This window comes from uncultured Chloroflexus sp. (genome assembly GCF_937951745.1).
GTDB lineage: Bacteria > Chloroflexota > Chloroflexia > Chloroflexales > Chloroflexaceae > Chloroflexus.
This window is the reverse complement of record NZ_CALFBQ010000049.1, coordinates 21,291-41,441: the sequence shown is the minus strand read 5'-3', so window position 1 is coordinate 41,441 and position 20,151 is coordinate 21,291. Positions and strand designations below refer to the sequence as shown.

Below are 20,151 nucleotides of genomic sequence, written 5' to 3'. Positions count from 1 at the left end.
GAGCAAGTCATGATTGATGTGTGCGATGTCAACGAGGTACCGGTGGGGGGCGGGCGCGCTTTTACGATTGCTGGCCGCCGGATTGCGGTTTTTCGGGTGGCGGAAGGTGAAGTCTACGCGATCGATGACCGCTGTTCGCACGACGAAGCTTCGTTGAGCGAAGGCGATGTTGATCTTGATGAGTTGTGTGTTGAGTGTCCAATGCATGGTTCGCTGTTCGATCTGCGTACCGGCAAGCCGCGCACGCTGCCAGCGTTTATGCCGGTGGCGACCTATCGTAGTGAAGTGCGCAATGGCCGGATATTTGTTGAGTTTTCAGAGTAAGAACTTGACTAATATGTCGAAACGCACTACAATGGCAATATCAAGAAGCTGCTGCTGGCTAAGCGGAGGTTGATATGAGTGGTTATGCCCATCCTGAAGCGCTGGTCGAGACCCAGTGGGTCGCCGATCACCTAAACGATCCTAATGTTCGCATTGTTGAGAGCGATGAGGATTTACTATTGTACGAGACCGGGCACATTCCCGGTGCTGTCAAAATCGACTGGGTGCAGGACTTGAATGATCCGGTTATCCGCGATTATCTCGACTCGGATCGGTTTGCGTCTCTCATGCGCGCTAAGGGCATCAGTAACGACACCACCGTCGTACTTTATGGTGACAAGCACAACTGGTGGGCGACGTATGCGTTCTGGGTCTTCAAGCTGTTCGGCCACCACGATGTGCGGATCATGAACGGCGGGCGGGCGAAATGGATTGCCGAAGGCCGCCCGCTCACCCGTGAGGTGCCGTCGTACCCGCTTGGCAACTACGTTGCCCCGCCGCGTGATGACTCCCGCATCCGCGCTTTCCGCGATCAGGTGCTGGAGTTTGTCCGCCAGCGCAAGGGAGCGCTGGTTGATGTGCGCAGTCCGCAGGAGTATACCGGTGAGCGCACCCACATGCCTGACTATCCACAAGAGGGCACACTGCGCGGCGGCCACATCCCGACTGCGGTCAATATTCCGTGGGCGAAGGCGGTGAACGAAGATAGCACTTTCAAGAGTCCTGATGAGCTGCGCGAGCTGTACGCCTCACAAGGGATTACCCCCGACAAGGAGGTGATCGCCTACTGCCGGATCGGCGAGCGCAGCAGCCATACGTGGTTTGTATTGACCTACCTGCTCGGCTACCCGAACGTGCGCAATTACGATGGAAGCTGGACGGAGTGGGGGAACAGCGTCGGGCTGCCGATTGAGAAGAACGTGTAGGGGTGCCAACGAGCAAGGGAACGAATAAATTCGTTGCAATTATCATGTTACCACTCGTTTATCCGTTCCCTTATGCGTGCATTCGTTGACGCCTATGACTCACGTAGACATCATTGATCGCCTACTCGACCACTACCGGCGGCCACGCCACTATGGCGAGCTGGCCGATGCGGTGACATACACCATTGGTGTGCCCGAGTGCAGCGATACGCTCACCGTCTATGTACGCGCTGCGCCGGACGGTCGCCTTGAGGCGCTGCAATTTACCGGCCAAGGGTGTAGTGTCAGCATGGGTACGGCCTCGATTGTGATGGAACAATTGCAAGGGGCGACGCTCGCCGATCTGTTGGCGCTCGAGGAAGCGGCAGCGGTGAACATTGTCGGTGCTGAGATTATGCAAGCACGGCCCCGCTGCGCAACGCTGGTCTTCAGTGCGCTCAAGGCGGTAGCCCGGCTGATTAACCGTCCGGCGGATACGTAACGGTTACACGCAGAGGTATTCGGCAAGCAAGGCTATCATATATAGCATGCGGCAGTGAAACTGCCGCACTTCACAACGAGGGCGTCGCTAGACAATGCCGGATGGATTACGTCCACATCACCATGCACGAACAGCGAACGTGAGAGCAAGCCAACCTTATGACAGAACTCCTTGATCTGATCGGCCATACGCCGCTGCTGCCGCTCCACCGCGCGGTTGAATTACCTGCTGGAGTAGAGCTGTACGGCAAGGCAGAATGGTACAACCTCGGCGGTTCGGTAAAAGATCGGCCTGCGCTCTGGATGATTCGGGATGGTGAGCGGCGTGGTCTGTTGCGTCCGGGGATGCGGATTGCCGATGCAACGAGTGGCAATACCGGCATTGCGTATGCTACGATTGGCGCGGCGTTGGGGTACGGAGTGACGCTCGCGATGCCGGCCAATGCTAGCCTAGAGCGGCGGCGGATTTTGCGCGCACTCGGCGCTGAACTCATCCTTACCGATGCAGGTGAGGGTATGGATGCGGCGATTGCCACGATTCGGGCGCTCGTTGCCGAGCATCCTGATCGTTACTTCTACCCCGACCAGTACAGCAATCCGGCTAACCCGCAAGCCCATTACGAGACGACTGGGCCTGAGATCTGGCAACAGACTGATGGCCGCATCACCCATTTTGTGGCGGCATTGGGCACCAGCGGCACCTTTATGGGCACCAGCCGGCGTTTGCGCGAATACAATCCGGCTATTCGCTTGATAGCCGTGCAGCCTGATAGCCCGTACCATGCTCTCGAAGGCGTGAAGCACATGGCTTCTACCAAGTTTGTGCCGGCGATCTACCGGCCTGAACAGGCTGACGCTATCCTTGAAGTGCGCAGCGAAGATGCGTTTGCGATGGCGCGCTGGCTAGCGCGGCGGGCCGGTTTGTTAGTCGGTATCTCGGCGGCGGCCAATGTGGTCGCGGCAACGCGAGTGGCTCGTGAAGCTGGGCAGGGGGTGGTGGTGACCATCCTGTGTGATAGCGCCAATCGTTATCTTAGCGAACGGTTTTGGGAAGAGCCGGGGTTTGCAGAAGGGGCTGGGATCTAAACGCAAAGGCGCAAGGTATGTGAAGGACGCAGAGCTGTTATTTGGATGGTACGAGCATGCTTATCACCCTTTTTCTTGCCCTTCGCATTCCCAGTGCGCTTGGTGACTTTGCGGTTTCCCCTTGGCGTTTCCTGCGTCTTCGCTCTCGCGATGTGGTCTTTCGTTAGGCTTCTTTTTCTGAACTAGTACGAGCAAGGTGGTTATGACCCTGATACTGCCGGCGAAGGCAGTGGCGGCGATAGTCGCCCATGCCGAAGCGACCTATCCTGACGAATGCGTTGGTTTGCTGGTAGGAACGCTCAACGGCGAGCAGAAGACGGTTTTACAGGTGGTGACGCTCGAAAATCGCTGGAGTGGGCAAGTGCAACTAGCACCAACCGATGATCCTACCTCGCGGCGCGATCGGTTCTATCTCGACCCCCGCGATTATCTGCGCGCCGAACGCGCTGCTCGCGCCGCCGGATACGAGATTATCGGCTGTTATCACTCACATCCTGACGCCGATCCAATACCGTCGGAACGTGACCGGATTGGTGCGCAGGCAATTGGTGGTTCAGGCTTTTCATTTGTGATTCAGGCGATTCGCAATGGCGTGGCTGCTGAACTGACATCGTGGCTGTTGGTGAATGAAGGGGTACGCTTTATTGCGGAAGAAGTGCAGATCGCGCCGGCTGCATGAGCTATGTCATAACAGGCGATAGATTTGAACATAAAGGAGCGTCATCTATGGCGGTAACGGTAACGATCCCAACGGCACTGCGCCAGTATGCGGCAGGCAATGCTAGCGTCAGCCTTGAGGCCAGCGACGTCGGCAACTTGATCCGCGGACTTGTTGAGCTGTATCCGGCGCTGGGCCGCCATCTGCTCGATGATCAGGGCCGGCTGCGCAGCTTTGTCAATCTTTATGTTGGTGATGAGGACATTCGCTACCTCGATGGGGAAGCCACGCCGCTACGTGATGGTGATACGGTGAGTATTATTCCGGCCATCGCAGGGGGAGGACGGTCATGAGCGAGGTGACTCTCTCGAACGAAGAGATTGCCCGGTATTCGCGCCACTTGATTATGCCCGAAGTGGGTATGGCCGGGCAGCGCCGGCTCAAACAGGGCAGCGTGCTGCTGATTGGCACCGGCGGGCTGGGTTCGCCGCTGGCGCTCTATTTAGCGGCGGCGGGGGTCGGCCATATCGGGCTGGTAGATTTTGACGTAGTTGACGCCTCGAACCTTCAGCGCCAGATCGTCCATGGCACCAGTACCGTTGGCATCGCCAAGACCGAGTCGGCCAAGCGCCGGTTGCACGATCTCAATCCATATATTGAAATTACAACCTATGAGACCCGGATCACCTCGCAAAATGCGCTGGAATTGATGCGTCCCTACGACGTAATCGTTGATGGGACTGATAACTTCCCTACTCGTTATCTGACCAACGACGCTTGTGTGCTGCTGGGTAAGCCAAATGTCTACGGTAGTATCTTTCGCTTTGAAGGGCAAGCGACGGTCTTCTCGCCGCGCGATGGCGGGCCATGTTACCGCTGTCTCTACCCCGAGCCGCCGCCGCCGGGGTTAGTGCCAAGCTGCGCTGAGGGAGGTGTGTTGGGAGTATTGCCCGGCGTCATTGGTACGATACAGGCCACAGAAGTGATAAAATTGCTCACAGGCATTGGCGAGCCGTTGATTGGCCGGTTGCTGCTCTACGATGCGCTAGCGATGCGCTTCCGCGAGCTTAAGCTGCGCCGCAACCCGTCATGCCCGGTCTGCGGTGATCAGCCAACAATCACTGAGCTGATTGACTATGAGCAGTTTTGTGGTCTTGTGCCAGAGGAGCCAACGTTGTCGAACCAATTTGAGATTACACCCCGTGAACTGGCCGAGTGGCTAGAGCAGCCTGATCGTCCCTTTTTGCTCGATGTTCGTAACCCGTATGAGGTTGCGATTGCCTCAATTCCCGGTACCGACAAGTTGATCCCGATCGATCAGTTGCCCGAACGGATCAACGAGCTTGACTCGGCACGCGAGATGGTTGTCTACTGCCGCAGTGGCGCGCGCAGTGGCCGCGCAGTCGAATTGTTGAAGAGCGTCGGTTTTCGGAAAGTCAAGAATCTCGTTGGCGGTATTCTGCGCTGGGCCGATGAGGTCGATCCGTCATTGCCGAAGTATTAGACGCCAAGGTCGCAAAGGCGCCAAGGGCGCGAAGATGTTTTGGGGTGGGCAAAAGTGCGCCTATCAGACCCTATCCAATAGCTTTGCGTCCTCTGCGTGCTTTGCGCCTTTGCGTTTGATTATCCTCTGCGTGCTTTGCGCCTTTGCGTTTGATTATCCTCTGCGTGCTTTGCACCTTTGCGTTTGATTATCCTCTGCGTCTTTGCTTGCTCTGCGCCTTAGGGTATTGGAGTAGACTATGATCGGAATTATTGGCACTGGTTGGGGGGCGCGGGTACAAGTGCCGGCGTTTCGCGCTGCCGGGTTGGTGGTGACTGCGCTGGCCGGTAGTAATCCGGCCAAGACCGCGCGGATCGCGCACGAGTTGGAAGTTCCGTTTGCAACTGCCAATTGGCACGAGGTGTTAGAGCGATCTGATGTACAGGTGGTGAGCATTGTCACGCCGCCATATTTGCACCGTGAAATGGCGGAAGCGGCATTGGCTGCCGGCAAGCACGTGCTCTGTGAGAAGCCAACCGCGTTGAATGCCGCCGAGGCGGAGGCGATGCTGGCTGCGGCGCAGGCTCACCCTGCCCAATTGGCCCTGATCGATCACGAACTGCGCTTCTTGCCAGCCGTGCAGGCGGCGCGAGCGCGGTTAGCGGCTGGCGATATTGGTGAGGCGCGTGCCGCTGAAGTGCGCTTCATCGCAAGCGGGCGCGCTGATCCGCAACGACAGTGGGATTGGTGGAGCGATCGCGCTGCCGGTGGTGGCGTGTTGGGGGCGATTGGCTCACATCAGATCGATCTGTTGCGCTTCATCCTAGCTGATGAAGTGACGCAAGCGCAGGGATTGGTGCAGACCTTTATCACGCAGCGGCCTGATGCTGCCGGCGTTCTGCGCTCGGTGACGAGCGATGACTACACTACAGCGACGCTGCGTTTTGCCCGTGGTGCAGTAGCAACGTTGACGGCGATGGTCGTGGCGCGCACGAATGAGCCGCTCTCGGTGACGGTCTATGGCAGTGCCGGTACCCTACGTTTCAGTGGTGGAAGGTTGTTCATCAGTAGCGATGACACGTTCCACGACGTAACCCCGCCGCATACTGTCGAGCTGCCGGCAACATTGAATGGTGAGTTTCCGCAGGGTACGGTCTACCTCGGCCACGCATTGCGGACGGCGCTCGCTGGCCAGCGCGAAGCGATTGCTTCGGCGGCAACGTTTGCCGATGGGTTGGCGATCCAGCAGGTACTCGATACGATCCGGGGGGCGTTGGTGTAAACTACGAGGGGAATTCATGCGGTTGATCTTGTAGCTGAGAAGGGAGCGGCTTGTCAGTCGCTCCTTCGTTTTTTGGCTTCTGAATTGAGGAAAGAATTTGTCTTTCAATATATGGAGACTGCTCGGCTGAACGGGCGGCGGGGTAAGAAAAAAACAACTATTGGAACGCCAACTTATGGGTCGAATTGCAGCAACAATTCATACGCGAGGCTATGTATCCTCTTGACAGATACCCCTGCGCTGTCGTACAGTAAAGCACACGCGGAAAGGAGGCCAACGATGGCCACGGCGTACCAACATGCCCTCGAGCAAGACGACCGGCGCTTGGCGCTGCTATGCAAGGCGCTCAGCCATCCTGCGCGTGTGCAAATTCTCCGTTACGTGATGCGTCATCCCGGCTGCATCGGCAATCAAATCCTCCTGCATATGCCCGATGATGGTCCCCACGCCCAGTCAACAATTTCCCAACATTTGCGTGTGCTGCGTGAGGCTGGTCTGATCGATGCCTACGATGACGGCGCGGCGGTCTGTCACTATGTGAATCCTGAAAATCTCGCGTGGTTGCGTGCATATCTGGAGCAATTGTCATGACTGTATCGCTGATGGCAATCCTTGAACGACAGGTAGCTGCTGCTGAACAGGCAGTCATGGCGAGCACCGGCGGCGCGGCATGGTGCCAGTTGCAACGCGATGGCCGCGTGACTGGCGGTGTTAAATATGACGAAGGGCGGTTGGCGGCGTTAATGGCTGCGCGCCGCCGTTTGCGTAGCGCCGATCCGGCGACGTGGGCGCAAGCGCTGGCCGAGGAGCTGGCTCAGTGGCAGCAGGCGCTGGCGGAAGTGCAAGCGCAACCGAAACCGGCAATGCCTTGGCTGGCCTACCGGCAAGGCGGGGTTGATGCGTTAACGGCTCTGCAAGAGGCAGCAGCCGGCAGTATGGCACACTAATCCCCAAGCAGCGGAGCAACATCGTGCTATTAACTGGTGTGCGCGGCGCGCAAGAGACATTGCTGATCCGGGTGCGCGGCGGCGCAGCGCCGGCTGCGTATGCCGTTGAATTAGAGATCATTGATGGCCCGCGGGTCGGTGGGTTAGCTCAGATCGATCAAACCGCGTTGCTGGCACTCCCCGATCCTGATGCGTATGGGTTGGCATTAGGCCAGAGTCTCTTGGCCGATCCAACGTTGGCCCAATTTGTGGGTGAAGCATTGGCGGTTGTGCGCGCTGGCGGGCAATTGCTACGTGTGCGGCTCGATCTTGATCCGGCGCCAGCGGCATTGTCCGAGATAGCATGGGAACGGCTCTATGCACCGGTCGGCGCTCAGTGGCAACCGCTGGCGTTGCTGGGCGATACGCCGTTTGCGCGCCTCATTCCTGTGCAACGCTGGGGCGGGCCGCAACCCTCCGCCCGCCGTCCGCTGCGGGTCGTGTTTGGCGCCGCCTCGCCGTCGAACCTGCCGGCGTTTGGGCTTGATCCGATGGATCAGGCTGATATAGCTGCCGCTCAATCACTGTTCGATCGCGCCGAATGCGCTGTAACCGCATTCATCAGTGGCGCGCAATCGCCAACGCTCGCCGCGCTTGCTGCGGCATGGGCGGAAGCTGATGTGGTGTATCTGCTCTGCCATGGACGGGTGACACCGGCGGGTGCGGTGCTCTACCTTGAAGGCGATGATGGCAAGGTTGATCCAGTGACGACGGCGCGACTGGTCAAAGCCGTATCAACGCTCGCTTCGCCGCCGCCATTGATTGTGCTGGCTGCTTGTGAGAGCGCCGCTCGCGCAGCCTTCGATTCCTTTGGCCCATTGGCGCAAGCGTTGGTTGTAGCCGGCGTGCCGCTGGTGCTAGCGATGCGCGAACGGCTGCAAGCGACCACTGCGCGCATACTGATGGCGCACTTCTTCGCGCGGTTATTTGCCCACGGCCAAGCTGATCTCGCCCTCAATGAGGCGCGGGCGATGGTCAGTGAACGGTGGGACTGGGGCGCGGCAACGCTGTTGAGCCGCACCGTCGATTGCACCGCTATTGTCTTCCCAATCGACCAGACGTTACAAGCCGGAATGGCGCTGCCAGAGGCGGCTGGCCAGATGCTGACCATCGCGCGGCGGCAAGCGGCGGGCACGTCCTTGATCGACGAATTGGAAGCTCTGTTACGCGAATGGGAGACGCGCTATAGCGTGCTGGCCGAGTATGGCAGCCGCTTGCGCCGGTTGCCCAACGATCCAGCCCGCTTCAGCGATGAATTCGCTACCGTCTACAACGATTTCAAAGACCTTTACGACCGCGAAACGTGGGCCGACGAAGAGGCGTTGTTGCGCCGTACCATCAAGGTGGCGAGCAATGCGTTGAACCAACTAGCGGGAGCGCTCGCGCCATCTGAGCAAGCGCAGCTCAATGCGCTGCTCCAACAACACATTGCGACGCGCGCCGGGTTGATCGATACGCTGCGCATTGTCTTCAATCAACTGAATGATGCCTTTGACGCAATGAATGCCTTGGTGGCGGAAGGTGATGTCATCGCGGCAGTCCGCCGTAAACACGAAGTGACGGCCCACTTCAGCGACGGCCTTGCCGAGATCCGTGAACGACTGCGCTCGCTAAGCCGCGATGTGACCCACGTGAGTGCGGCGTAAGCGTGATCGGTGCTTGGGGCGATGGCGCTGATTGAATAGCCGCAAAGAGACGCAAAGAGGCCACATCGTTACTAAGGTTGCGCTGTTTGCATCGCTTCGCGGTTATACCAACTGCTCTTACAACCGCCCGGCTACATGCCCAATCGTCACATCCTCGACTGTCACGTAGGGTGGCAAGGCAACGATGGCTGCAATCGTCGCAGCTACATCAGCCGGTTGCAACATATTCGCCCGCGACCACTCGCCGGGGATAGCGTCCCAGATCGCGGTATCGGTAGCGGCGGGCAACACCGAACAGACCCTGATCCCGCGCGGGCGCAGCTCTTCACGGATAGCGGCGGCAAAGCCGAGCGCGCCGTGCTTAGCGGCGACATACGCCGACCAGCCCGGAAAGGCTTGGCGGGCGGCGACTGAGGCAATATTGATCAGCAAGCCGCCGCGATCCATGTGCGCAGTGACCTGCTGCGCCACCAGAAAAAGGCTCGTCAACTGCACCCGCAAGTGTTCTTCCCACTCGGCGAAGCTGATTGCCTCAAGCGGCGCCACCAGCGCCCCGCCGACGCTATGCACCGCCACATCGAGCCGGCCATTGCCGGCAGCGAGCGCCACCGTCGCGGCAACCTGTTCTGGGTCGGTGACATCGCATGGCGCAACAACGCATTCCGCGCCGGCGGCAATGGCTTGCGCCGCTACTGCCTCAAGTGCCTCCCGGTTACGCGCGGCGAGGGTTAATCGGGTGTTGGGTTGGGCCAACGCCAGCGCAGTGGCGGCGCCAATCCCGCGTGATGCACCGGTAATCAGGATTGATCGCATAGTTCTCTTCTTCTAAATAGACGCAATGTTCAAACGCAAAGGCGTAACACTTCGATCACGGCAGCCTGTCAGCGAAGGATTCTGCTCGTTTGGCCCCTCCCAACCTCCCCCCACACCCCCACTGGGGGGAGGTGCTGGAACGCTCCACGCGCCCAGATCCAAGGACGAGTCAGGCAAAAATCGACAAATTATTAATTCCCGTTGCGCTCTTTGCGCCCTTCGCGCCTTTGCGTTTGAACCGCTGCGCCCTTTACGGAGCCGGACAGCCGTCCGACTCGACAGTGCCTGTCCTATCGCTCTTGCCGGTTGCGGTCAATGTGGGCCATAAACTCGGCCCGCGTCTTCGGGTCTTCGCGGAAGGCGCCGCGCATCGCTGAAGTGACCATGCGCGCATTCGCCTTTTTAACGCCGCGCATCACCCCGCACATATGCACCCCTTCAGCAACCACCGCCACTCCCGCCGGTTCGAGCGCCTCATTAATCAGATCGGCAATCTGCACCGTCATTCGCTCTTGCACTTGCAAGCGACGGGCAAACATCTCGACAATGCGCGGGATCTTGCTCAGTCCCACCACTTTGCCATTTGGAATGTAAGCAACGTGTACTTGGCCGAAGAACGGCAGCATATGATGTTCACACAGGCTGTAATAATCGATATTCGTCACAATCACCATCTCGTCATACGCAACGCTGAAAATAGCGTCGTTAATTAACGCCTTGGGATCAATATGATAACCGGCGGTCAGTTCGGCGTACATCTTGGCTACGCGCGACGGCGTCTTTTGCAAGCCCTCGCGGTCAGGGATTTCACCGATCGCGCTGAGGATAGTACGTACCGCTTCTTCGATCCGTGGGTCAGAGGTGAACGACATGCCCTCAAGTTTGCCGCGACCCGGAATAATTAAGCTGCCGTAATGCTCTTCGTCAATATCGTGATCGTGGACTGGATGATAGCCATTACTATTACTTGACATAAGAAAGTTTCTCCGTTGCAGTGATAAGAAGCCCACCCGTTGCGCTTCCGAGCGAAATCTTGTATGAGGCAGACAGACCATCAGGCCTGAACCAGTGTCGGACCAGCGTAGCTAAAGATATTCTTGCGCGTCTCCCACAGCCGCAAGAGGGCGAGGCGACCTTCTAGTCTCGGCGCGAGTTCGTTCCAGAGATAGATGATGATGTTCTCAGCGGTTGATGGCCGGTTGGCGAAGGCGGCAATCTCGTTGTCGAGGTGGTGCAGGTGCAGCGGGTCGATCACCGAATGTACCGTTTGATCGAGCCATGCCATATCAACTAGCATGCCGGTGGCTGGGTCAATCTCACCTTGCACGGTCACTTCGAGCGTGTAGTTATGGCCGTGCCCATTGGGATTGTTGCACTTGCCGTAAATTTCACGGTTCTCTTCATCATTGAGAGCCGGCGCATGCAGCCGGTGGGCGGAAGCAAACGTGTACAAGCGCGAGAATTGCGTTTCGCCCACCCCATCATAATCAGCCCACAAATCGGGCTGTTCGTAGAGGCGCAGATGTGCCAGCCGGGCATGGGTCGGCAAGCGAGCGGCAATCAGTCGCCAAAGCACCCGGATGAAGTTTTCGGTCGTCGGCACCTGATCGCGAAAATACGGCGTATCGAAATTGAGATGCTTGTGATCGAACTCTTCCAGCACCTCGTTAACGATTGCCTTAAGTTCGGTCATATTCATAACCATGCCAGTTCGTTCGTCGAGCTGGCCGGTGATGCTAACATCGAGGGTATAATTGTGGCCGTGACCATACGGGCTGGTGTACGGGCCAAAGACGCGCTCGTTCTCGGCAGCGCTCCAGTCGTCGCGCCAGTAGCGGTGAGCGGCTGAAAATTCAAAGCGACGAGTAGCAATAACCATAACAGTAATCCCTTCCGAATGTTGACCATCGCTGTGTCAACCATCGCGGTCTAAAATCTCTTCCCTATAGAACGGTACCATGGCTCTGAAAAAAGTCAAGATGTTTGTGGTAAAAACGCACAACCTTTGCACAGTATCGGTGGCCGATCGCGGCTTGCGCTGCCACAAGCGAACGCGATATGCTATAATGCGCCACACCCGGATTGTGGGCGGCGCATAAGCGTCGCAGTTGTGCTGGTCTCTTCTAAGGAGCGATAATGAAGCTCACATGCATGCAGGATGATCTCAAGCGCGGTCTGGCCGCGGTGAGCCATGCCGTCGCAGGTAAAAGCTCGACGTTGCCGGTGCTGGCGAATGTATTGCTTTCGACCGATGAAAGCCGTTTGAAATTGACTGCCACTAACCTTGAGGTTGGCATTAACCGCTGGATTGGCGCGCATGTGTTGCAAGACGGTGCGGTAGCAGTGCCGGCGAAGTTGTTGGCAGACGTTGTGGGAGGCCTACCAAACGATAAAGTGACGTTGACGCTTGATGTGAAGACACAAACGCTGCGCGTCGAGTGCGGGCGCTTTGTCAGCAATATCAAAGGGGTTGATGCTGACGAGTTTCCATCGCTGCCGACGGTGAGCGTGCGCGCGTCGTTGGTGAGCTTACCGGCGGAAGTATGGCGCGCGGCGATTGAGCAGGTGGCGTTTGCCGCTGCTTCTGATGAGTCACGTCCGATTTTGACCGGCGTGCTGGTGCGCACCCGCGACCAACAGATCACGCTAGTCGCTGCCGATGGCTTCCGCTTGGCGATGCGCGCGATTCACGTGGCCGAGCCGATGGCTCACGCTGTTGATTGTCTCATCCCGGCGCGCACCCTCGCCGAACTGGCCCGCATTATCAGCGATATTGAAGCTGAGGTGGCGATGGTCTATACACCGGGTGGTAGCCATGTCCTGTTCCATACTGAAAATATTGAGGTGGTGTCACGTTTAATTGAAGGGAGGTTCCCCGATTTCGAGCGAATCATCCCGCAGCAATACTTGACGCGCACCGTGCTTGATAGTAACGAATTGGCCAAAGCGGTGAAGTTGGCGTCATTCTTTGCCGGCGCTAGCCAGAACGTGGTGAAGCTAAAGATCGAACCGGCTGGCGAGTTTGGGCCGGGCAAGGTTATCCTGAGCGCCAATTCCGCCGAATTGGGCGATAATACCAGTGAGCTTGACGGCAGCGTGACTGGTGAAGGCGGCGTGATCGCGCTCAATGTGAAGTTTTTGGCCGATGCGATTGCGGCGGTTGGCTCGAACCAGATCGCCTTCGAGATGCAGAGTTCGCAAAGCCCGGCGGTGTTTAAGCCGGTGGGGCAAGATGGCTATATTCATATCGTGATGCCGATGAGTATGCGGTAGCGTTACAATCTGCTTCAGTGGTCGAGGAGTTGGCTGTGAGTGTGACGACGCTGATCATTGTGCATACTGTATCGCTGTTTCGCGACGGTTTGCGCCTTGCGTTATCGGCAACACCTGATTTTAAGGTGGTAGGTGAAGCCGGCAATGGCCAACAGGCGATCCAAATGGTCGATCAAGTCGATCCTGATCTCGTGTTGATGGACATCGATCTGCCCGGTGTCCATGGGCTGGAAGTGGCGCGGGCGATCAAGCGGAGTCATCCTCACGTTGCCGTGATTTTATTTGGGCCGGTCAATGATGGTTCAGCCGTGGTGAAGGCAATCCGGGCTGGTGTGTCGGCATTTGTACCGCCGAGTATCGAATTCCCTGATTTGCTAGCGACACTCCGACAAGTGCGGCGCGGCGAGTATCCGATTAACGATCTGGTGTTGTCGTCGCCTGAGGTAGCGGCGACGGTGCTAGCGGTGTTTCGCCAGATGGTTGGCGATGATGATACGCAGACCGTCTTCTCGCCGCTGTCGGCGCGCGAGCTTGAGGTGCTCGAGCTGGTCGCCGCTGGCCGCACGAATCGCGAAATTGCCACCCAACTCGATATTAGCAATCAGACGGTCAAAAACCATATTTCATCGATCCTGCGTAAACTGGCTGTCAATGATCGCACGCAAGCGGTTGTCTATGCCATGCGGCGCGGCTGGATCAAAGTCGTGCTGCCCAATGGCTCGTAAGACCCGATGCTGGGTTTCTTTGTCAGCGTTGTATCCGGTTATTGGCCGGGTGCAACACAGGAGACGTTTGTGAGGCGTTTCCGTTTTGCTCGCCCCTGCCTGTTGCTAGTGTTGCTGGGCGTTCTATTGGCCGGATGCGATCTGATTCCTGTTGGCGAAGAGGAGCGGATTTCGAACATTGAGACGATTGTAGCCGGTACGCCGTCGCCTACTGCAACGGCGACCGCTACCGCGACGGCGACCGCCACTCCAACCGTTACTCCAACCAGTGGCCCGTCGCCGACGCCAACCGCCACGGCGACACCGACGGCAACCCCCTTGCCCCCGACACCGACACCCAATCCGGCGCTGGCTGGGTTTAGCTACTGTACGCAAGTAGCCGGTTTGCCGGCCAGCCAGTTCTCGGCAGTATTGCAAGAGGTGCGGGCGAGTGGGAATCCTGCCTTTGAACAGCTTGATCTCCTCTTTGAGTTGAGTCCCGATTCGCCGCCAATCGGGGCTGCGGTGCGTTGTCTTTCCTTGGCTGATGCCCGGATTGTGCCGGCGACCGCGGCTCTCAACGCGCCGTATGCCTTGCAGATCGATCTGTCCGGCTGGATTCGCGATGACCGGTTTGCTGCCTCAGTTACGGCCCAGACGATCGCCTTCACCGGCACTCGGACCCTTTCGCAGGCGCTGGTGCTGGTTGATCCACAGGCCAATACCGGTGCAACGATCCTGTTGCCGCTGGCTGAGCCGGTTCCGTTTCGGGTGACGCTGGCACCGAATCGTTTATCGGTGGCAGTGGCTCGTTCGGCCACATTTGGGATCGCAAGCGATCCGCTACGGGTGCCGGATGGATCTCCACCTCGCGAACTAGAGCCGATCTATTTCCTCTTTGATGGCGATATTTGGTCGCTTGATACGGGTGTAGCATCCGCCGGCGAAGGGATGCAACGCCGGCTGGCCGGCGCTATCAACTTGACCGATTCCACTGAGACCGAGACGTATCTGGCGGTGAGCCCGCGGGGTGATTATCTTGCCTTCTGTCGCGCTGAGCCGGGCCTTGATCCGGCAGATGCGGCGTTAGCGGTTCCCTCCACCCTATGGCTGTTGCCGCTGGCTGGCGGTGAGGCTCGTCTGCTGGCTCAGGTTGGCGTCAGTTGCGCCGAGCCGGTCTTTAGTCCCGATGGTTTAGCGGTGGCATTTGCAGTTGATGAAACAGGTGCGATTCCGACCCAGTGGGCCATCTATACGGTTCCTGTTGCCGGCGGCGAGCCGGTGCGAGTTGAGACGGCGCTCGATGAGTGGAGCCGGTTTGCGCCGCAGTGGTTGAGTGGCAACCGCTTGATCTACCGCGCCGAGGCGCCTGATGGTCGTAGCTCACTCTTCTTGCGCTTACCGAGTGGTGAAGTGCGCGATGTGGGTGCTGATTTGTTGACTGATGCCCGGCTGGTCGTGCGCTACCGCGGGTTTGGCGCGCTGATTGCCAGCCCTTCTGGCGAGTATGTCGCTGTCGAGGCGCTGCGCGCCGATGATTTCGGCGCTGACCTGCTTGTTCTCGATAGCGCTGGCCAGTTGGTCGAACGGATCGGCGAGCAGCGGGTGACGTTGCCGCCGGCGACGGCTACGCCAACGCGAACTCCAACCGCGACTCCTACTGCTACCCCGACGGTTACGCCCACCGGCACGGTGACGCCGCAACCGCCTACGGCAACGTCAACGGCTATAGCCATTCCTACCGCCACGCTTGAAGCATTGCCGCCGCAGCCGGTGCGCGAAGGGCCGTTCTGGACGCGCCCGCTTGGTTGGGATAGCGAGGGGCGTTTGCTCTACCTCACGACCTTGTGCGCAAGTGATCTGCTGCAAGATTACCAGCTCTACCGCTGGCGCGGCTTGCAGCGCAGCGAGTTGTTGGCAACTGGCCAGAGTTTAGGTGGGATTGGTCCGGTAACGGTGCGCCAACAGCAGCTTATCTATGCTGCGCTTGCGCAAGCTGGCGCTGGGCCGCGCGGCCCGCAGGCCCATAATCAGCGCTCACCTACGACGCTGTGGGTCTGGGATCTGGGCGATGGCGGGCGGGCGGCGCTGCTCGATCTGGCGCGGGGTGTGCGCGAGGTGCGTTAATGATGGTTGGAAATGGCTGCGAAACGTCGCAAAAGTGACAAAATCTTGGCTTGCGATTTGTTTTGACCATTAGCAGAGCAGCGCTGGTAAAGCAGCCGGGGCTGCTCTGCCTTATCTTCGTTCCAATCGCCACCAGATCACGATTAGGTCGCGCCCAAACAACATCAGCCTCGTCAAAAAATAGATCGCCCGGTAGAGCGGACTCTGCCTCACCTCGTCGTAATCGATCAGGACGAGGCGTGGCGGCTGCTCAGCGGTAAGCATCAGATTCTGCGAATGCAGGATAGTGCGTTTGACTAGAAAACTCCAGATCCGTTCAGGTAGATAGCGCAACTGCTTGCGGCGCTGGCGTTCGGCGGCGCTGGCGCTGACTCGGCCATACAGATCGGGTAGGTGGCCGGTACGGAAGAGGCAGCTCACCGCTTGGGCAATGATGTGGCGGAGGTCGCGCCCGATTCGTCGGCGCTGAACCGCGTCCATTGATCTCCAGTCAATACTAGCCAAGACGCGCGCATCGGCGAGATACGGTTGGATCGCTAACGCATGTACAAACCCCGCGCTATCCCGGCTAAGCACGAAAGAGGTTGGGATAGCGTGGCGTGGGCCAAGGCAGGCGGCAAACCGCCCCGCCGTGCGTTGCATACGGCGAGCGTCGGCCAACATAGATGCTACATTGCGGCTGCCTAGTTCACCTTTGAGTTTAACTACGAATCGATGATCGTCACTGCGGTAGACATCCGTCTCGTTGCCGCCAGCGATGCGTTCAAGCACGTGATCAACGTCGATTGGTGCGAATATATCGTTGCGGTGGCGTTCCATACAGATGTTCTGTCCTCTTTACCAAATTGCATTGACAACAGAACAGACGAACGCCACCGCCAAAACGTTGCATCGTTAGCGATAGATCATCACGATGATCACTTGATACGGCGCCGGCATGCCTTCGGTGAGCTGGATACGGGTGGTTGTGATCGGTTGACGCGGGTCATTGCTCATGATTTTTACCCGCGCTTGTTGTGTTGCGTTGAGAGGCCCGATCCACCGTGCATCAAGGTGAGCGGTAGCTGAAGCACCGGCAGCAATCTGCGCACTGCCCTCGCTTGCGATACTCAGCCACGCTTGTGGATTAAGCTGCGGACGTAACTCAATCACGAGGTCATTGCTCAGATCAAGCGGAGGGTAGCTATTAGCATCAGAATCGCAGGCGATGGTTTGGACGCTATCAGTGAATTGGAGGCCAATAACTCCCATGTCATCGGTAATCACGTCAGCAACATCGCGGTAATGGAAGCGAATGACACCGTTTGGCTGGAGCAACGCTTGTACGCTCAATCTGCGTGTCGTGCCGTATAGTGGTACATTATCCCATGTCACCAATGTACCGGCACTCACCCGAGCAACGCTAATCTCGCCGCCGGCACTGCTGTCAAAATCAACGTGGAGCGGGGTAATTGCCGGTGCGTTGGTTTCAGCGAGCGGTAGACACGATGGGTTAAACGGAGTGCTAACACTGCTAAATGGAGCAAAGGCGAGAATGCCGTTGGCTCCCACGTACATAAAACGATGGAACTGACCGTCGAAGGAGAAATCAAAGCCGATATCAATCGCGTTGCTATTGTTGTCATCAAAGAGACTCAGTATCTGCCTACTCGCTGGCGGATCGATCCATCCGCCAGTCGGTCCATCAGGTTCATCACTCCGCCACACGCCATACGGTTCGTTATCGATGCGTAACGTATAACTGAGTGGAACATTGCCATCGTTGCGCAACGGTAGGTCAACGGTCACGGTTTGATTGAAATCAACCGTTGCTGTCACCAGATCGTTCAGCACCGTCAGTTTTGGCCGGAGCGGATTAAGGCTAAAGTTGAGCGTGACTGAACCACCGGTAGGCGGGGTAACACTTTGGCTTTGGGTGGTGAAGCCGCTAGTAGCAGCGGTGAGAGTCTGAGCCACGCCGCCGGGCACGACGAGGCTATAGGCGCCGGTTGCATTTGCTCTGACCATGGCGCCGAAGGCAGTGGTCACGGTGCCGGACAACGGCTGACCGGTTTCGCTATCAGTAATTGTGCCGCTGATGGTAGCATGGCTTGGTCGTGCCGGTACAATCATCGTCACCGGAATTGCTAATGGCGGATCGGTAAGATTGTTGGCGTAGATCAATATCCGTGCTGTATAGATACCCGGCCCAGCCACCTTGCGCGCATCGAGCGTAATAGGGATGGTTACATCACCACTACTGGCAAGACTAGCCGGTGTCGTATCAGACAGCACGAGCCAAGGTATGTTCACCCGCGCTGCGGCGACAGCAGCAAAAGCGTCAAGTCGTCCATGACCGTAGATATTGTTCGGGACAGTGTCGGGGCGGCAAGCGGCGTGTGTCGTTCCCATATAGTTGGGGTCATTCGTTATTGGCAAAGCATTTGCAGTGAGGAGGGTGTAGGTCGCATCGTAATTGCCAATCAACTGCGGGTTTGCCGACCAGAGCAAGGCCACTGCCCCGGCAACGTGCGGCGCAGCCATTGAGGTACCTGACATGCTAGAATAACCACCGGTTGCTACGGTCGATGTGATTTGAGCACCCGGTGCAACCAGATCAGGCTTCACCCGGCCATCAGTTGTCGGCCCAATCCGGCTAAAGACTGTCACACGGTCGTTGCGATCGGTTGCTCCCACCGCAACGACATCGGCGTAATCACCGGGCGAAGCAATAGAACTGCAACCGTAGTAATTACTATCTATATTACCTGCGGCAAAAACTACAAATATCCCGGCTGCGCGCCACGCGGCCGTATAGCCGATGTATACCGTATTGCCGCCGCTGTCGAATGACCACGAGTTATTCAAGATGTGGGGTCGCATACTCGGCCGCGGATTGTTGCCGTTCAGGTCGGTCGGCGCCAGCATCCATTGGGCAGCAGCGATGATGTCACTACTATTGCACGAACTCATGCTGCACGCCCGTGCTGCAATCCACCTTGCTCCCGGTGCAACCCCCATTGCCGGTTGGTCGGATGGATTGGCGACCATTGTTCCCATCACGTGGGTACCGTGACTGCCTGAGGCAACCGGTGCTAGTTGATTACCAACCGAATCAAACCAGTTGTAGTTGTGGTCAAATCCACTACCGCCAAGGTTGCCGCGGTATTGGTCAATCAGCGCCGTATGCGTGTACGCCACACCGCTATCAATGTTCGCTACTGTAATTCCGGCCCCGGTGACACCGAATTCACGCCAGACTCGATCGGCGCCGATTTGGGCGATATTCCAGCACACGTTGTTTGTGGTTGCGTAGCACGAAACGGTCGTTGTTGTTTCTGCCGGTGGCGTCATCTGCAACGTGTGATCGGCAGTGAGCATCGCAACGTCCGCATGAGCGGCGAGCGCATCAGCGAGTGCGGCATCTCCTTCAACCAATAAGGCATTTACGATCCAGAGCGGTGTGTAACGCACGCCAGCCGCATCAAGCATCGCCCGCACTGCGCGCTGGCTACGTTCGGCATGTTCAGTAAGTGTGCGATAGACATACTCGCCGCGTGCTGTCCAGTCGCGCATCAACAGGGCCGGGCCAAGATCAGGCCGGTCGGCAAAGAAGACGAGAAAGCGGGTGGGGCCGCGGTTAAGTTCTGCTTGTAAGTCGGGATCGACCCGTTCTTTCTGTTGCGGTAAGGGCACAGGGAGCGATGGCAGTGCAGCCATCCGAGCTGGGGCAATCGGTGGTGGAAAGCCAGCGTAGAGTAGCGGCGTAATCGGATTAGTGCCGTTGTTTGTAATCGTCAGATCAAGGGTGAGAGTACTACCGAGTTCGACGGTAGCGGCAAGGCTGGTAGGTGTGGCGCTAAGGGTGACCGGGTCGGCACGCACCGGTGCAGGAGGGGTAAGCGCCAGCAAGTTGGCAAGGCTCGTAATGATCAGCAGGATCAGCAGCAATCGGCGCTTCATAGGCGGTGATGATGATTATGATGTGACATATTAAGCAACAGTTGCTAATACATCATAGCATACTCGTCCTCCTGCAAGGGTTGCAGTTTTGTCATTGCACCGGCGCTTACGCTCGCACAACCACTAGAGCCTGTTATGTACGTTCGAGCATAACGGGAATGAACCGCTTCCGTATGAGTATCGCACTGGCCAGCACATGCACTCCGGCCAAGGGTTTTGGCAACCGCTCATCATCGCGTGCCAACCGGCGAACGCGCGCCATTCATGGACGAGCGCGGTACGCTGGGCCTGTCGAAGCGTCGTAACGACTTCGGCCTTCAATAGAGACGGTGGGCCACGGCGGCAGATCGGTGGGCAGCATGCGCGTTGGAGCGACGTTGCATTGCAACGTCGCTACGCCCGTGTGGACGCTCCAACGCCA

Annotated in this window: 19 protein-coding genes; 14 read left to right on the top strand and 5 right to left on the bottom strand. The window is 57.9% G+C overall.

Annotation, left to right across the window (positions count from 1 at the left end; genetic code table 11):
• The first annotated feature begins 9 nt into the window (after positions 1-9).
• From Q1A59_RS12415 to Q1A59_RS12365, 11 genes are all read left to right on the top strand, one after another.
• Positions 10-324: a non-heme iron oxygenase ferredoxin subunit gene (locus Q1A59_RS12415; RefSeq protein ID WP_298401342.1), complete on the top strand. Its 315-nt coding sequence runs from the start codon at positions 10-12 to the stop codon at positions 322-324.
• A gap of 74 nt (positions 325-398) precedes the next feature.
• Entirely contained in the window at positions 399-1,250 is an 852-nt protein-coding gene (locus tag Q1A59_RS12410) for a sulfurtransferase (protein WP_298401344.1), read from the top strand.
• 94 nt (positions 1,251-1,344) lie between these two features.
• Positions 1,345-1,731, top strand: coding sequence for an iron-sulfur cluster assembly scaffold protein (locus Q1A59_RS12405; protein ID WP_298401346.1), 387 nt, complete (start codon positions 1,345-1,347; stop codon positions 1,729-1,731).
• Between the two features lie 158 nt (positions 1,732-1,889).
• A complete protein-coding gene (locus tag Q1A59_RS12400; protein WP_298401348.1) occupies positions 1,890-2,816 on the top strand; it encodes a PLP-dependent cysteine synthase family protein in 927 nt (308 codons plus the stop codon).
• A gap of 202 nt (positions 2,817-3,018) precedes the next feature.
• Positions 3,019-3,495, top strand: coding sequence for a M67 family metallopeptidase (locus Q1A59_RS12395; RefSeq protein ID WP_298401349.1), 477 nt, complete (start codon positions 3,019-3,021; stop codon positions 3,493-3,495).
• Positions 3,496-3,542: 47 nt separating this feature from the next.
• Positions 3,543-3,827, top strand: a complete 285-nt coding sequence (locus Q1A59_RS12390; protein WP_298401351.1) for a MoaD/ThiS family protein — start codon at positions 3,543-3,545, stop codon at positions 3,825-3,827.
• Entirely contained in the window at positions 3,824-4,978 is a 1,155-nt protein-coding gene (gene moeB / locus Q1A59_RS12385; RefSeq protein WP_366144848.1) for a molybdopterin-synthase adenylyltransferase MoeB, read from the top strand. Before Q1A59_RS12390 ends, moeB begins: the two co-directional genes overlap by 4 nt.
• 238 nt (positions 4,979-5,216) lie before the next feature.
• Complete coding sequence (locus Q1A59_RS12380) at positions 5,217-6,239, top strand: Gfo/Idh/MocA family protein (RefSeq protein WP_298401353.1); 1,023 nt, start codon at positions 5,217-5,219, stop codon at positions 6,237-6,239.
• 279 nt (positions 6,240-6,518) lie between these two features.
• On the top strand, positions 6,519-6,830 hold the full coding sequence (locus Q1A59_RS12375; protein ID WP_298401355.1) for a helix-turn-helix transcriptional regulator: 312 nt from the start codon (positions 6,519-6,521) through the stop codon (positions 6,828-6,830).
• A complete protein-coding gene (locus Q1A59_RS12370; protein WP_298401358.1) occupies positions 6,827-7,186 on the top strand; it encodes a hypothetical protein in 360 nt (119 codons plus the stop codon). Before Q1A59_RS12375 ends, Q1A59_RS12370 begins: the two co-directional genes overlap by 4 nt.
• A 23-nt stretch (positions 7,187-7,209) precedes the next feature.
• On the top strand, positions 7,210-8,871 hold the full coding sequence (locus Q1A59_RS12365) for a CHAT domain-containing protein (protein ID WP_298490268.1): 1,662 nt from the start codon (positions 7,210-7,212) through the stop codon (positions 8,869-8,871).
• 117 nt (positions 8,872-8,988) lie between these two features.
• On the opposite strand, the gene Q1A59_RS12360 is transcribed toward Q1A59_RS12365, so the two are convergent.
• The 3 genes from Q1A59_RS12360 to Q1A59_RS12350 form a co-directional block, all read right to left on the bottom strand.
• Positions 8,989-9,684, bottom strand: coding sequence for an SDR family NAD(P)-dependent oxidoreductase (locus Q1A59_RS12360; RefSeq protein ID WP_298401362.1), 696 nt, complete (start codon positions 9,682-9,684; stop codon positions 8,989-8,991).
• A gap of 290 nt (positions 9,685-9,974) precedes the next feature.
• Positions 9,975-10,658, bottom strand: coding sequence for a GTP cyclohydrolase I FolE (folE, locus tag Q1A59_RS12355; RefSeq protein WP_298401364.1), 684 nt, complete (start codon positions 10,656-10,658; stop codon positions 9,975-9,977).
• 80 nt (positions 10,659-10,738) lie between these two features.
• Positions 10,739-11,563 carry a 6-carboxytetrahydropterin synthase gene (locus Q1A59_RS12350; RefSeq protein WP_298401366.1) on the bottom strand — a complete coding sequence of 275 codons (825 nt, stop codon included), beginning with the start codon at positions 11,561-11,563 and terminating at the stop codon, positions 10,739-10,741.
• A gap of 257 nt (positions 11,564-11,820) precedes the next feature.
• Between Q1A59_RS12350 and dnaN the strand changes: the two genes are divergently transcribed.
• The 3 genes from dnaN to Q1A59_RS12335 all read left to right on the top strand — a co-directional run bounded on the left by dnaN (position 11,821) and on the right by Q1A59_RS12335 (position 15,788).
• Positions 11,821-12,957, top strand: coding sequence for a DNA polymerase III subunit beta (gene dnaN / locus Q1A59_RS12345; RefSeq protein WP_298401368.1), 1,137 nt, complete (start codon positions 11,821-11,823; stop codon positions 12,955-12,957).
• Between the two features lie 35 nt (positions 12,958-12,992).
• On the top strand, positions 12,993-13,682 hold the full coding sequence (locus Q1A59_RS12340; RefSeq protein ID WP_298401370.1) for a response regulator transcription factor: 690 nt from the start codon (positions 12,993-12,995) through the stop codon (positions 13,680-13,682).
• 69 nt (positions 13,683-13,751) lie between these two features.
• Entirely contained in the window at positions 13,752-15,788 is a 2,037-nt protein-coding gene (locus tag Q1A59_RS12335) for a hypothetical protein (RefSeq protein WP_299645074.1), read from the top strand.
• A gap of 111 nt (positions 15,789-15,899) precedes the next feature.
• On the opposite strand, the gene Q1A59_RS12330 is transcribed toward Q1A59_RS12335, so the two are convergent.
• Both Q1A59_RS12330 and Q1A59_RS12325 read right to left on the bottom strand, forming a co-directional pair.
• Complete coding sequence (locus Q1A59_RS12330) at positions 15,900-16,607, bottom strand: hypothetical protein (protein ID WP_298401374.1); 708 nt, start codon at positions 16,605-16,607, stop codon at positions 15,900-15,902.
• A 75-nt stretch (positions 16,608-16,682) separates the two neighbouring features.
• Positions 16,683-19,730 carry a S8 family serine peptidase gene (locus tag Q1A59_RS12325; protein WP_299645073.1) on the bottom strand — a complete coding sequence of 1,016 codons (3,048 nt, stop codon included), beginning with the start codon at positions 19,728-19,730 and terminating at the stop codon, positions 16,683-16,685.
• Positions 19,731-20,151 lie beyond the last annotated feature (421 nt).